The sequence below is a fragment of the Hungatella effluvii genome, assembly GCF_003201875.1.
In the GTDB taxonomy this organism is placed as follows: domain Bacteria; phylum Bacillota; class Clostridia; order Lachnospirales; family Lachnospiraceae; genus Hungatella; species Hungatella effluvii.
Genome location: NZ_QJKD01000001.1, coordinates 35,254 through 49,114, shown reverse-complemented (window position 1 = coordinate 49,114; position 13,861 = coordinate 35,254). Strand labels below are relative to the sequence as shown.

General features: G+C 48.4%; 12 protein-coding genes. 10 read left to right on the top strand and 2 right to left on the bottom strand.

Annotated elements, in window-relative coordinates:
* The first annotated feature begins 5 nt into the window (after nucleotides 1-5).
* From whiA to DFR60_RS00145, 9 genes are all read left to right on the top strand, one after another.
* The gene (gene whiA, locus DFR60_RS00185; protein WP_110321080.1) at nucleotides 6-974 is read left to right on the top strand and encodes a DNA-binding protein WhiA; all 969 of its coding nucleotides are present in this window, start codon (nucleotides 6-8) and stop codon (nucleotides 972-974) included.
* 30 nt (nucleotides 975-1,004) lie between these two features.
* Nucleotides 1,005-1,259: an HPr family phosphocarrier protein gene (locus DFR60_RS00180; RefSeq protein ID WP_110321079.1), complete on the top strand. Its 255-nt coding sequence runs from the start codon at nucleotides 1,005-1,007 to the stop codon at nucleotides 1,257-1,259.
* Between the two features lie 205 nt (nucleotides 1,260-1,464).
* Nucleotides 1,465-4,947 carry a DNA polymerase III subunit alpha gene (locus tag DFR60_RS00175; protein WP_110321078.1) on the top strand — a complete coding sequence of 1,161 codons (3,483 nt, stop codon included), beginning with the start codon at nucleotides 1,465-1,467 and terminating at the stop codon, nucleotides 4,945-4,947.
* Between the two features lie 74 nt (nucleotides 4,948-5,021).
* On the top strand, nucleotides 5,022-5,996 hold the full coding sequence (gene pfkA, locus DFR60_RS00170; protein ID WP_002600619.1) for a 6-phosphofructokinase: 975 nt from the start codon (nucleotides 5,022-5,024) through the stop codon (nucleotides 5,994-5,996).
* Nucleotides 5,997-6,461: 465 nt separating this feature from the next.
* Nucleotides 6,462-6,626: a hypothetical protein gene (locus tag DFR60_RS30205; protein ID WP_167437465.1), complete on the top strand. Its 165-nt coding sequence runs from the start codon at nucleotides 6,462-6,464 to the stop codon at nucleotides 6,624-6,626.
* Nucleotides 6,627-6,629: 3 nt separating this feature from the next.
* On the top strand, nucleotides 6,630-7,187 hold the full coding sequence (locus DFR60_RS00160; protein WP_110321076.1) for a hypothetical protein: 558 nt from the start codon (nucleotides 6,630-6,632) through the stop codon (nucleotides 7,185-7,187).
* Nucleotides 7,188-7,668: 481 nt separating this feature from the next.
* On the top strand, nucleotides 7,669-8,385 hold the full coding sequence (locus tag DFR60_RS00155; RefSeq protein WP_110321075.1) for a glycoside hydrolase family protein: 717 nt from the start codon (nucleotides 7,669-7,671) through the stop codon (nucleotides 8,383-8,385).
* Between the two features lie 5 nt (nucleotides 8,386-8,390).
* Nucleotides 8,391-9,944, top strand: a complete 1,554-nt coding sequence (locus DFR60_RS00150; RefSeq protein ID WP_110321074.1) for a glycoside hydrolase family 28 protein — start codon at nucleotides 8,391-8,393, stop codon at nucleotides 9,942-9,944.
* Between the two features lie 40 nt (nucleotides 9,945-9,984).
* The gene (locus DFR60_RS00145; RefSeq protein ID WP_110321073.1) at nucleotides 9,985-10,830 is read left to right on the top strand and encodes a sugar phosphate isomerase/epimerase family protein; all 846 of its coding nucleotides are present in this window, start codon (nucleotides 9,985-9,987) and stop codon (nucleotides 10,828-10,830) included.
* 131 nt (nucleotides 10,831-10,961) lie between these two features.
* Here the strand turns inward: DFR60_RS00145 and DFR60_RS00140 are convergent, their stop codons facing one another.
* Entirely contained in the window at nucleotides 10,962-11,837 is an 876-nt protein-coding gene (locus DFR60_RS00140) for an AraC family transcriptional regulator (protein WP_110321072.1), read from the bottom strand.
* 144 nt (nucleotides 11,838-11,981) lie between these two features.
* A complete protein-coding gene (locus tag DFR60_RS00135) occupies nucleotides 11,982-12,797 on the bottom strand; it encodes a MerR family transcriptional regulator (RefSeq protein WP_110321071.1) in 816 nt (271 codons plus the stop codon).
* A 304-nt stretch (nucleotides 12,798-13,101) separates the two neighbouring features.
* Here DFR60_RS00135 and DFR60_RS00130 point away from each other — a divergent pair, with 304 nt between their 5' ends.
* Nucleotides 13,102-13,860, top strand: coding sequence for an ABC transporter ATP-binding protein (locus tag DFR60_RS00130; protein ID WP_110321070.1), 759 nt, complete (start codon nucleotides 13,102-13,104; stop codon nucleotides 13,858-13,860).
* Nucleotide 13,861 lies beyond the last annotated feature (1 nt).

Below are 13,861 nucleotides of genomic sequence, written 5' to 3'. Positions count from 1 at the left end.
CTGCCATGTCATTTTCCTCCAAAGTAAAAGACGAACTTTCCAGGCAGTTAAGCCCGGCGAGGCACTGCCAGATTGCCGAAATTGCAGCGATCATCAGCCTTTGTGGAAAGATCATAATCTCGGAAGAGGACCATTATGCCATTAAAATCCACACGGAAAATGTGGCAGTTGCAAGAAAGTACTTTACATTATTGAAAAAAACATTTAATATAGTTACTGATGTCTCTATTAGAAGGAACGCCTATTTAAATAAAAACCGTACATACACGGTGACAATCCGGGAGCATGAGGATGCCCTCCGGGTGCTTCATGCCGCAAAGCTCCTTGACGAGCATGGAGAGGTGGGGGAAAATTTAAATGTGGTTCAGAATGTGGTGATTCAGCAGTCATGCTGCAGGCGCGCATTTGTCCGCGGGGCGTTTCTGGCATCGGGGTCCTTAAGTGATCCCGAGAAATTCTATCATTTTGAGATCGTATGTGCAACAGAGGAGAAGGCGAAGCAGCTTCAGGGAATCATTGCCACCTTTGACTTAGAGGCGAAGATTGTTAAGAGAAAACGTTACTATATCGTGTACATCAAGGAAGGCAGTCAGATCGTCGATATTTTAAACGTGATGGAGGCGCCGGTAGCACTGATGGAGCTGGAGAATATCAGAATTCTGAAGGACATGCGCAACAGCGTAAACCGTCAGGTAAACTGTGAAACCGCCAACATCAATAAAACGGTATCAGCTGCTGTGAAGCAGATAGAGGATATAGAATATATCAGAGATACAATAGGCCTGGAAAACCTGCCGGAGAATTTGGAAGAAGTTGCGCGCGAGCGGGTAGAAAGACCGGAAGCTACATTAAAAGAGCTTGGGGAAGCTCTGGACCCTCCTGTTGGAAAATCAGGAGTAAACCACCGACTTAGGAAACTCTGCGATATAGCAGAGCAACTGCGGGACAGGAGCGAACGCAGCAGAATGGAATAGGGTCCGTTCACAGGAATGAGGAGGATAATTATGGTAAAAAAAACAGTCACCGTCGAACTTGCATCAGGATTAGAGGCCAGGCCGGTAGCCATGCTTGTACAGGTAGCCAGCCAGTATGAAAGCAGTATTTACGTGGAGATCGATACCAAAAAAGTAAATGCGAAGAGCATAATGGGTATGATGACCCTGGGTCTTGCAGCAGGAGAGCAGGTTACTATTTCTGCTGATGGTGCAGATGAAAACCAGGCCGTTACCGATATTGAAAAATATTTGAGCAACAACTAGAGAGTGTTTATAGCTCCAAATGGGAAAAGGAAAACAGGCATGAATGATTCCGCGAAGGCCGCGGAGATTCATGTCTGTTTTTGGTTATATTTCCCCTGAACGAAAAATCCCGCGCGTAAATAAAAAATATGCTATAATAAACGAATAGGATATGTTAAAATAATTTTGACGAGATATAAGAGATAAAACAAAGGAGATTAGAAACGTGGCATTTACACATTTACACGTCCATACGGAATACAGCCTTTTAGACGGCTCCTGTAAGATTAAGGAGCTGACGGCGAGGGCAAAAGAGCTGGGCATGGACAGCATGGCTATCACGGACCATGGCGTCATGTACGGCGTGATCGATTTCTACCGGGCGGCCAGAGAGGTGGGAATCAAACCCATCATCGGATGCGAGGTATATGTGACGGCCGGTTCCAGATTTGACAGAGAAACCACGAACGGGGAGGACCGCTACTATCATCTGGTGCTGTTGGCCGAGAACAACCAGGGTTATCAGAACCTGATGAAGATCGTGTCCAAGGGCTTCGTCGATGGATTTTATTATAAACCCCGCGTTGATTATGAAGTGCTGGAGACGTACCATGAGGGCATCATCGCCCTCAGCGCCTGTCTGGCCGGCGAGGTACAGCGCTATATCGAGCGGGGGATGTACGAGCAGGGAAAGAATGCGGCGCTCCGCTACCAGCAGATTTTCGGGGAAGGGAATTTCTTCCTGGAACTGCAGGACCATGGCATTCCGGCGCAGCATACGGTGAACCAGGGATTGCTGCGCATGAGCAGGGAGACCGGCATCAAGCTGGTTGCGACCAATGATATTCATTATACATTTGCGGAGGATGCCACACCGCACGATATCCTTCTGTGTATTCAGACCGGTAAGAAGGTAACCGATGAAAACCGCATGAGGTATGAGGGCGGCCAGTACTACTGCAAGACCGAGGCGGAGATGAGAAAACTCTTCTCCTATGCTGCCGAAGCGATCGACAACACACATGATATCGCCGAGCGCTGCAACGTGGAGATCGAGTTCGGCGTGACGAAGCTGCCCCGGTACGATGTGCCGGAGGGCTACGACTCCTGGGGATATTTAAACAAGCTCTGTTTCGAAGGATTTACGAAGCATTACCCTGACGACGACGGTACGCTGAAGGCCAGACTGGAGTATGAGCTGGACGTAATCCATACCATGGGATACGTGGATTACTTCCTGATCGTATGGGATTTCATCCATTATGCCAGATCCCAGGACATCATCGTGGGTCCGGGGCGTGGTTCTGCGGCTGGCAGCATCGTATCATACTGTCTGGGGATCACCAATATCGATCCCATCCGGTATAACCTGCTGTTCGAGCGGTTCTTAAATCCTGAGCGAGTATCCATGCCTGATATTGATATTGACTTCTGCTTCGAACGGCGACAGGAAGTTATCGATTATGTGGTGAGAAAGTACGGCAAGGAACAGGTCGTGCAGATCGTCACCTTCGGTACGCTGGCGGCAAAGGGCGTGGTGCGCGACGTCGGACGTGTTCTGGACATGCCTTACGCCAGATGCGACGCCATTGCGAAGATGATACCGGGTGATCTGGGAATGACTCTGGAGAAGGCATTAAAACAGAGCCCGGATTTAAGAAGTGCCTATAATGAGGACCCGGAGGTCAAATATTTAATCGACATGTCCATGCGTCTTGAAGGCCTGCCAAGACATACCTCCATGCATGCGGCCGGAGTTGTTATCAGCCGTACCTCGGTGGACGAGTATGTGCCGCTTTCAAAGGCAGCTGACGGTACGATCACGACACAGTTCACCATGACCACACTGGAGGAACTGGGGCTTCTGAAGATGGATTTCCTGGGACTTCGGACGCTGACCGTTATTCAGAATGCGGTGAAGGCTGTGGAGAAGAACCGCGGCGTGACGCTCGATATGGATTATATCGATTACGACGATAAGGCGGTGCTGGAATCCATCGGAACTGGAAAGGATGACGGCGTGTTCCAGCTGGAGAGTTCGGGGATGAAGAGCTTCATGAAGGAGTTAAAGCCTCAGAGCCTTGAGGACATCATTGCCGGTATTTCCCTCTATCGTCCGGGCCCTATGGATTTCATTCCCAAATACTTAAAGGGAAAGAATGATCCTTCGTCCGCAACGTACGACTGCCCCCAGATGGAACCGATCTTAAGCCCGACCTACGGCTGTATCGTATACCAGGAACAGGTTATGCAGATCGTGCGGGATCTGGCCGGATATACCATGGGCCGGAGCGACCTGGTTCGAAGAGCCATGTCAAAAAAGAAGACGTCGGTCATGGAAAAGGAACGCCAGAATTTCGTTTACGGAAATTCGGAAGAGGGCGTTATGGGCTGTATCGCCAACGGGATCGATGAGAAGATTGCCAATCATATCTACGATGAGATGATTGATTTTGCAAAGTATGCATTCAATAAGTCCCACGCGGCGGCTTATGCCGTGGTTTCTTATCAGACCGCGTTCTTAAAATACTATTACCCGCAGGAGTATATGGCTGCCCTGCTGACCTCGGTTATGGATAATGTGACCAAGGTTTCGGAGTACATTTTAAGCTGTCGGCAGATGGGGATCTCCATTCTTCCGCCGGATATTAATGAAGGGGAGAGCGGTTTCTCAGTTTCCGGAGGCGCCATCCGCTACGGCCTTTCGGCAATCAAGAGCGTGGGGAAATCCGTCGTGGAGCTGATCGTCTCAGAGCGGGAGAGCAACGGGCTTTTCACCTCCATCGAGGACTTTGTGGACCGCATGAGCAATAAGGAGGTCAACAAGCGGACGCTGGAGAACTTCATCAAGTCGGGTGCGCTGGATACCCTTCCGGGAACCAGGAAGCAGAAGGTCCTGGTGGCGCCGGAGCTTCTGGACCAGAGGAGCAAGGAGAAGAAGAACTCCATGGAGGGGCAGCTGACGCTGTTCGACATTGCCAGCGAGGAAGAGAAGACACGGTACCAGATTACCTTCCCCAATGTGGGAGAATTTCCGAAGGAGGAGCTTCTGGCCTTTGAGAAGGAGGCGCTTGGAATTTACGTAAGCGGCCACCCTCTGGAGGCTTATGAGACGACCTGGAGGAATAATATCACCGCGGTTACCATAGATTTCATAGTGGATGAGGAGACGGAAGCGGCTCGAGTCCAGGATGGCGCTTATGTGACCATCGGCGGTATGATCACAGGCAAGACGGTGAAGACGACGAGAAACAATAAGCTGATGGCATTCCTCACGCTGGAGGATTTAGTCGGTTCTGTGGAGGTAATCGTATTTCCAAAGGATTATGAGAGCAAAAGGGAGCTGTTTGTGGAGGATGCCAAGGTATTTATCCAGGGCCGCGCATCCATCGGGGACGATCCCATCGGAAAGGTCATCTGTGAGCGCGTAATCCCCTTTCAGAGCCTTCCAAAGGAGCTGTGGCTGAAGTTCCCCGACAAAGATGTTTACATGGCCAGAGAGGCCGAAATCCTTTCAGAACTGAAAGAGTCGGAAGGAAACGACACTGTGATCATTTATCTGGAAAAGGAGCGGGCGAAAAAGGTTTTACCGGCCAATAGAAATGTAAGTGCTTCCAATGAACTTGTCTCTGTTTTGACTGAAAAACTTGGTGAAAAAAATGTCAAGGTTGTAGAAAAAACAGTTGAAAAGATAAGGAAAATGAATTAGAATACAATTTGTATGATTTGGTATGAGTGAAAAAGTTTACTATAAAAGATATTCAGAAACAGGAGGAAGTTACTATGGCAAAACAAGTAAAGACGATCGGCGTATTAACCAGCGGCGGTGACGCACCAGGAATGAATGCGGCAATCCGTGCGGTTGTCAGGACGGCTATCCATAAAGGATTAGAAGTAAAGGGCATCATGAGAGGATACGCGGGCCTTCTGCAGGAAGAAATTGTTGATATGACGAGTACCAGCGTGTCGGATATTATTCACCGCGGCGGTACGATTCTCTATACAGCCAGATGCCAGGAGTTCACAACGGCTGAGGGCCAGAAAAAGGGCGCCGATATCTGTAAGAAGCATGGGATTGACGGTCTGGTGGTAATCGGCGGTGACGGTTCCTTCCGCGGAGCGGGAAAGCTTTCCGCACTTGGAATTAATACCATAGGACTTCCGGGAACCATCGATCTGGATATCGCATGTACCGATTACACCATCGGTTTTGATACTGCTGTGAATACGGCGATGGAGGCCATCGACAAGGTGCGTGATACATCTACTTCCCATGAGCGCTGCAGTATCATTGAGGTTATGGGACGCAACGCCGGTTACATTGCCCTGTGGTGCGGCTTCGCCAACGGAGCGGAGGATATTCTTCTTCCGGAGCGTTACGACGGCGACGAGCAGGCGCTGATTAACCGCATTATCGAGAACAGAAAACGCGGCAAAAAGCATCATATTATCATTAACGCGGAGGGCATCGGCCATTCTTCTTCCATGGCGAAGAGAATCGAGGCGGCAACCGGCATTGAGACGAGAGCAACGATTCTGGGCCACATGCAGCGTGGCGGTGCGCCTACCTGCAAGGACAGAGTTTACGCTTCCATCATGGGTGCGAAGGCGGTAGAGCTTCTATGCAAGGGCGAAAGCAACCGCATTGTGGCTTACAAGCACGGCGAATACGTAGATTTCGATATTCAGGAAGCACTGAATATGCACAAGGATATTCCGGAGGATCAGTATCAGATCAGCAGAATGCTGGTTCGGTAATCTGCGGAGCATGGGTTTACCGGTCGGCGGACTGTAGGATTAGGAGAATCGGGTAAAAGGGTTGGGAGAATTCCCGCAGACGATACACGGTGTTTGGTGTATGGAGGCGGCGGGGATTCTCCTTTTTGATTGAAAATGGGCTTGCGGAATGATTGAATGCATGATATACTATAAAAACAAGTAATTAGTACTGTAAAAACAGATAATAGCCTTCCATAAGAAGCTATCACCATATCCAGAATTCTGTTCCGTATTCACGGGTCATAGTGCCGTCCGGCATCTGGTTTTCCTGCGTCGATTCTGACGATGTTTCCTGATTTGTTATAGAGTGTTATAGAGTTTCAATAGAAAATAATATGGAAAGCAGGGTTATTGTCTGTCGGTTTTAATGCTGTTATTATGGAGATAGGTTCTTATATAGCTTGGTTTGGAGGCTATATGCAAGAAAAGAGGAAGAATGATTCAATGGCTGGCGTATCAGGCGTTGGCAATGCACCTGTTCCGCCGGAAAATCTTCCGCTGGAGGACATGATTCTAAAGTCCGCTGTCACGTATTTTGGGGAGGTGCTGCTTCCATATCTTGGGATCGACTATGAGGTTAAGGGGATTGCGCCCACGGAACTGGTATAAGCAGTGGAGATTCTGAGCGAGCTTCATGAGGGAATCAATACGTATCGGGTTGTTCCTGTGCGGTTAAAAGACTGGAACGCCGATCAGCTGTATGATCAGTTGAAGCAAAAGCAGCAGGCGGGAAAGAGCATTGATCGGAAAGATGTGATTCCGGTACTGCTGGCGCCGCTGATGTCCGGGAATATGCCGGAAAAAGAGCGATTTATAGAAGGAAATCGTCTGCTTCAGACCTCCGCAGAAATTACGGCTGATGAAGGGGCGAAGATGCAGGCGGTTCTCTACGCACTGGCTGTGAAGTTTTTGGACTCGAAAGATTTAGAAGAAGTAAAGGAGGAATTTTCCATGACATTATTGGGGCAGATGCTTGTAAATGATGGAATCGAAAGAGGAATCGAAAGAGGAATTGAAAAAGGCAGAAGTGAAACGCTGAGAGAACTTGCTATCGAAATGCGGAAAAACGGAGAGCCATATGAGAAAGTTTCCCGGTATACAAGGACCGCTGTCGAGACGATCCGGCTATGGGAAAAGGAAAATGAATGTGACATTGTCAGGGAATCTTGAGTCAATTTTCAGACCCGCAGTTTGAGGACCATATAGATCGTAAATATCAGGCCTGGAGCGATGGGGGACGACGCGCTGTCTGCGGACTGCTTTTGAAATAGAAGAGACTGGTACGGCAGCAGGTATCTTCGCAGCAAAAGGTATTTGTAATTTATTTTCGTGCGTAAGCCAGGATAAACTTGTAAACTTACAGAATTATTAAGAGGTGTGGTTCCTCGTGAGGCGGAACGAACCCCCCGAAATCCCAGCTTAAGTTAATGACGAAAGCAGCTTTTCATAATTCTGTAAGTTTACAAGTTTATCCTGTGAGTAAGCGCTTACACATTGACAGTATTTGGTAATGATGATAAACTAAAAATGCAGTTATTTTACTGATTTAAAATAAAGAAACAGAGATGTAAGCGATTACATAATTGGGAATGGAATATGAGCTGAGCCCTGTTATGCACCGCGGGAATGAATGATGAGGAGATGTAAAATCATGGAAGATATCTATGAGCTGTCCGGTTTGATGCAGATGTACCAGGCAACGGGCGCAGCCGGATATGGAGATCGTGTTCTGGAACGAATCAACAGGACCGGTCTGTCGGCAGGCGGAAACCTTCTCTCCGGGAGGGAAGCCGGAGCATATCTGTTTGCACTGAGGCAGACTGGGAAGCGGGAATACCGGAATGCGGCAGATCTTGTTTTTAACCGGCTGGTGAGTGGGGAAGAAGTGATAAGTGAGACGGCCATGCCCTTTTATGCGGAGTATGATACTCTATTTAATAAGAAGGCCCACTATGGAGAGATCGCAGCGTATTTTGAGAGAAAAGAGGCGTGGTCAGGTCAGGCTGCTGCCGCATTGATTGATACAATTGATCAGATGTCAATGGAAATCTATGAATACTACAGGGCGTTGTGTGATTTGTTTAAGCAGGTAGTCCGCCAGGGAATGCTGGCAGAAGTTCAAAATACGGAAGTACAAAGTGCGGAAGCGCATTTGAATAACGGAAAGGCCTGGTCTGGCTACGCAGTTTTAAAGGCGTGCAACATGGGGATATTAAACCGTGAAAAATATGGAGAGGCTGGACTCCGGGTCTGGAGATGCTTCAAAGTGCAGCAGGAACAGGAAGATGGACTTGGGAATATGCTGAAGGCACAGTACCTGGTCTTTGAAAAAGACAGGGAAAAATGGTCTGTTGATATGCGAGGATGAAGAACATGGAGCTAAAGGTGATTTGTACGACCGCCCGGTCAGCGACATTGGAGACAGAGGCAGGCCGGATTTTTGAATTTGATACCGAGGGAGAGATTTACGTAAACGGAAGCCTTTATAAGAGGACAAACCGGGTGATTTTCAGTCTGTTTGGATTAAATCCGGATACGGAGTATGAGGTATGCTTAAAGCGGGACGGGAAAGAGGCGAGAACCGTTTTCCGTACGGATTATGAATTTGTGACTCTCAATGTCAAAGAGATCGGAGCAAAGGGAGACGGGATACAGGATGATACTGGATTTATACAGGCGGCGATTCTGGCATGTCCGAAGAATGGACGCGTGCTGATACCAAAGGGAGTATACCGGATTACCAGTTTGTTTTTAAAAAGTCATATCAGGCTGGAGTTGGGAGCCGGAGCTGTTTTGGCGGCGGATACCGACCGCTTCAGATATCCAAGATTTCCAGGTATGATTGAAAGCTACGATGAGACAGCGGATTATAACTTAGGGACGTGGGAGGGAAATCCTCTTCCCATGTTTGCTGGAATTATCAATGGAATTGAAGTGGAAGATGTGGTAATCTATGGAGAGGGACTGGTGGATGGCCAGGCCTCCTTTGAGAACTGGTGGAATGATGTGGGAACAATGCGGGGAGCTTTCCGGCCGCGTATGGTATTTCTGGAGAGGTGTAAGAGCATCACGCTTCAGGGATTTCATCTGAAGAACAGCCCCACCTGGGTGCTTCATCCGTATTTCAGCCAGGGACTGCGTTTTTTGGATCTGGATATTAAGAATCCCGCGGACTCGCCCAATACAGACGGACTGGATCCGGAATCGTGCAGAGATGTGGAGATTGCAGGGCTTCATTTTTCCCTCGGAGATGACTGCATTGCCATAAAGTCAGGAAAAATCTATATGGGGCGCCGCTATAAGACTCCGTCGGAGAATATTGAGATTCGCCAGTGCCTGATGGAAAATGGCCATGGTGCAGTTACGGTGGGAAGCGAGGTCGGAGCCGGTGTAAAGGCGGTGCATGTGAAGGACTGTCTGTTCCGTTGCACTGACAGAGGTCTCCGGGTGAAAACCAGGCGCGGAAGAGGAAGGGATTCGGTTCTGTCTGATATTTCTTTTCAACATATAATTATGGAGAATGTCATGACTCCATTTGTGGTCAACAGCTTCTATTTCTGTGATCCGGATGGAAGGACGGATTACGTGCAGTGCAGGGAAGCTCTGCCGGTGGACGAGCGGACACCGGAGATTAAAAACCTGTCCTTTAAAGATATTAAAGCATCGGACTGCCATGTGGCGGCTTCTTTCCTCTGCGGTCTGCCGGAGCAGAAGATCCATAAGATCAAACTGGAAAATGTGGAGATCTCCTTTGCGGAACAGGCAAGAGAAGGCGTTCCAGCCATGATGGAAGGGGTAGAGGCCTGTTCCAGACGGGGATTTACCGTCATGAATGTGGATACGCTGATCTGTAAAAACGTTACGATTACCGGACAGAAGGGCGATGCGTTTATTATGAGTAATATTGATTGTTTTGAAGAGGCATAGAGAGAACACGCAGTGTGTTCATGATAAGGAGGAAATGAAGTTGCAGATAGGAATTCGATTACACGATATTAAACCAGGAACACTGGAACAGAGAGTTATGAAAGCACATGAACAGGGATTTACCTGTGGCCATCTGGCGCTTGCAAAGACGGTGATGGAACACTCTGTTGCCAATTCAGCGCTGACACCCGGGTACGCTACATATTTAAGAAAGATGTTTGCAAAGTACGATGTGGACATCGCAGTCCTGGGCTGCTATTTGAATCTTGCCCATCCGGATCCGGAAGAATTGAGGAAGATACAGGAACGGTACTTTGCTCATATTCGGTTTGCTTCTATTTTAGGATGCAGTGTGGTGGGAACAGAGACGGGGGCTCCAAACGCGGATTACCACTTTGAACCGGCGTGCCATACGGAAGAGGCGCTTCAGACATTTATAACGAATGTTCGCCCGGTAGTAGCGTGTGCGGAAAAGTTTGGCGTTATTCTTGCTATCGAACCGGTCTGGAGTCACATTGTTTACGATTCGAAACAGGCGCTTCGGGTTCTGAAGGAGATCAATTCTCCTAACCTCCAGATCATTCTGGATCCGGTCAATCTTCTTTCTGTGGAAAATAGCAGGGATTATGAGTCTGTCTTTACTCAGGCGATTCAGGATCTGGGAGAGTACACCGCGGTTCTGCACATGAAAGATTTCGTCGTGAAAGATGATAGAATCGTTTCCGGCGCTCCGGGTACCGGAATCATGAAATACGATACCATCATGGATTTTGTGCGGAAGGAAAAACCGTATATTCAAATGACGATCGAGGACAGCACACCGGAAAATGCGGTGGAATCAAGGGAATTCTTAGAGAGTTTTGAGGGGGAAAGGACGCAGGAATAACGAGCGCTGATATCATCGGACTGAGTCGAATGGAACAGAGAAAGGGACGTGTCTTAACAGGACCGTCCCTTTCTCTGCTGCTGTCTGCTGCAAAATTCTGCTGCTAAATATGGCTGCTTTACTGGAAATGCTTATTTACGCTTAACCGGAATCCAGATTTCACTTTCATAATCCGGCTGACTGCAGTCGCTCATGGAATACCATTCGATATTCATATTCATGGCAAACTCATAGTCCGGGTTGCCGGGAAGCCATTCCTTGAAAATCTTTGTGTTGACTGCCTGCAGGGAGCCGGGAAGCGGTCCGGTGCAGTGGAATTTTGCCCACTCCGCGGCGGGAATCTCGAAAACCTTCATACCTTCGGGAACAGGGCCTCCGTTGTAATGGCCGGCAATCAGATAGTGAAAGGTGCCTCCGCCGGGATTATCGTCCATGCAGATGCCGAATTCCCCGATTTTACAGATGTCAATTGCCTGCTGTACTTCGGGAGAATTTTCTCCGCGGTCGAAGTGCTCACAGAACTGATCCCAAAGTTTCGGAATTGTCTGATAGGAATCGTCATAACGAACCTCGTATTCATAGCCGATTACCGAAAATACATTCATCTTTTCTACTGCATAATCCATGTCATTTCCTCCTTGTACTGAAACTGTTATTTTTAAAGGCAAAAACGTGTGGATTTTATTGGTAGTTCTCTTCATTTGCGCCGGCGAAACTCCATGAAAACGGCTGAATGCCTTTGTGAAGCTCTCAGGTGTGTCGTATCCGTACCGGTAAGCCAGATCAATTACCTTAGCGCTTCCGGCAATGACATCCAGTGCGGCCAGATACAGCCTGCGGTATCGGATATACTCTCCGATGGAGTAACCGGTCATGATGCTGAAGCCTTTCTGGAGATAAAACGACGAGATATGTACCTCAGTGGCCACATCGTCGGGGCTGATATCCTCCAAAAGATGGTTTTCCATAAAATTAATTGAACGTTTTAAACTTTCTGTCCATTCCATTGTTCCTGCCTCCTGGTTATGAGCACTTCGCGTCTGTCGCTTGGACGCTTTACGTGCGATCAGAGTGTACCTTTCATGAGTTTCGTGCAGTGACTATAATGATAGTAACGCATAAACGGAATAAAATCCTGTCATTCCGTGGCTTTATTTGTCCGGTTGACATGGAGCCGAAAAATCGTCGGTGCTCCTGTATGTTCCCGCGCGTGGGTCGACTGATTCTGATTTTTTCAGTTCTGATAAAAGTATAATGATCTGTTCCGCGTTCTCTCTTGCCTGCTCCAGAGAAGTAAGAAGGTGGTCACAGGCAGTCAGAATGTCGTCATCCGGCCTCGGCGTATCGATGGCATCACGGATACTGGCCTCCGGATTGAGGGACAGCGCAGACAGCATCCGCAGGATGGCGGAAAGAGAGTAGTTGGCGCAGCGAAGGGATTTGATGATAATCAGCCGTTCCAGATCGCGGGCTGTGTATATGCGGCGACCATTCTGGTTTTTCGCTTCCTCCAGCAGTCCGTTGCGCTCCCAGTTGCGCAGTGTGTCCACGGTGATGTGCAGGTAAAGAGCGGCCTGTGTTCTCGTGAGAAGCCGGTTATCGGAAATAAGCGTATGCCCGGAAAGGATCTGATCTGCAATCTGTATGGCCGTCTCCCCATTCAGTTTTTCTTCGCTGATCTGTCTCAGATAGATATCAGTGAGGAGCAGCGCCTTATCGATGTCTCCGGATGCACACGACTTTACGATTGCAGCCGCCTGTTTCCGCAAGCCGTTCTGAAGGACTTCAACCTGAAAGGCCAGACGCGCAATCCGAAACTGGGTCAGGTGGTGATCCGTGAATACCCGGTAACCGTTGGCTTTTCGCTCCGGTCTCGTAATCAGCCCCAGGTCTTCGTAAAGCCGCACTGTATTGGGATGGATTCCGATAAGCTTTGCCATATCGGAAGTTGAGTAAGTATTTATCATGTCAGCTGCCTCCGGTTTTAATATCATAATCATATCATAACCAAGAATCCTGGTGTTATAGTGGAGGGTTTCCTAAAAAATTGAAATTCAAACGCGTGACGAATGCAGGCGTTCTGTATTTCTGTCTTTCTCCAGTTTACCACAGAAATACCATTCAGTTAAGAAACTGATAAGAATTTGACAGCAGTTTTCTAAGGACTTTTTTTCAGCGGCCATTTATAATGGTGGTATCGGAGGAAAGAGACAGAAGTTTTAAAGCAGAACATTTAAGATAGAATGTTCAAATATAGAAGGGAGAAAGACGATGAAAGAAATCGTTATTCAGACAGATAAATTGTGTAAGAGCTTTTCCAGCGGCGGGAGGCAGCAGCATGTGCTTAAAAATCTGGATTTGAGTATCTATAAAGGAGACTTTACCGTGATTATGGGGGCTTCCGGCTCGGGTAAGTCCACATTGCTTTACGCGCTGTCGGGAATGGATAAGCCGACGCTGGGAGAGGTGATGTACGGAGATGTGAAGATTAACCATCTGGGAATCAGCGATATGGCTGTGTTCCGCAGGAAAAACTGCGGGTTTGTATTTCAGCAGATTCATCTTTTGGACAATATGAGTGTTCTGGACAATGTGCTGGCCTGCGGTCTTCTGGTGTCCAGGGATAAAAAGGCCGTTGCAGCCAGGGCAAAGGAGCTGCTGGGCGAAGTCGGAATTATGAAAGAGGACTGGGGAAAGTTTCCGTCCCAGCTTTCCGGCGGCGAGGCTCAGCGGGTGGGCATTGTGAGGGCACTGATCAATGAGCCGGCCGTGATATTTGCAGATGAGCCAACAGGAGCCTTAAATTCGGCGTTTGGAGAGCAGGTGTTAAATACCCTGAGCGATGTGAATAAGAAGGGCCAGAGCATTGTTGTCGTCACTCACGATGTGAAGACTGCGAGGCGGGCAGACCGGGTGGTCTATTTGAAGGACGGTATGATCTGCGGCGAGTGCCGGCTGGGGACGTATACCAGCAATGATATGGCGCGTCATGAGAAGCTGAACGCGTTTTTGACGGAAATGGGGTGGTAAG

Coding starts and splice junctions, on each gene's coding strand:
- DFR60_RS00135 (WP_110321071.1), bottom strand. CDS start 12,797: ATGATAAATACTTACTCAACTTCCGATATGGCAAAGCTTATCGGAATC.
- DFR60_RS00150 (WP_110321074.1), top strand. CDS start 8,391: ATGGAGCTAAAGGTGATTTGTACGACCGCCCGGTCAGCGACATTGGAG.
- DFR60_RS00130 (WP_110321070.1), top strand. CDS start 13,102: ATGAAAGAAATCGTTATTCAGACAGATAAATTGTGTAAGAGCTTTTCC.
- pfkA (WP_002600619.1), top strand. CDS start 5,022: ATGGCAAAACAAGTAAAGACGATCGGCGTATTAACCAGCGGCGGTGAC.
- whiA (WP_110321080.1), top strand. CDS start 6: ATGTCATTTTCCTCCAAAGTAAAAGACGAACTTTCCAGGCAGTTAAGC.
- DFR60_RS00155 (WP_110321075.1), top strand. CDS start 7,669: ATGGAAGATATCTATGAGCTGTCCGGTTTGATGCAGATGTACCAGGCA.
- DFR60_RS00180 (WP_110321079.1), top strand. CDS start 1,005: ATGGTAAAAAAAACAGTCACCGTCGAACTTGCATCAGGATTAGAGGCC.
- DFR60_RS00140 (WP_110321072.1), bottom strand. CDS start 11,837: ATGGAATGGACAGAAAGTTTAAAACGTTCAATTAATTTTATGGAAAAC.
- DFR60_RS30205 (WP_167437465.1), top strand. CDS start 6,462: ATGGCTGGCGTATCAGGCGTTGGCAATGCACCTGTTCCGCCGGAAAAT.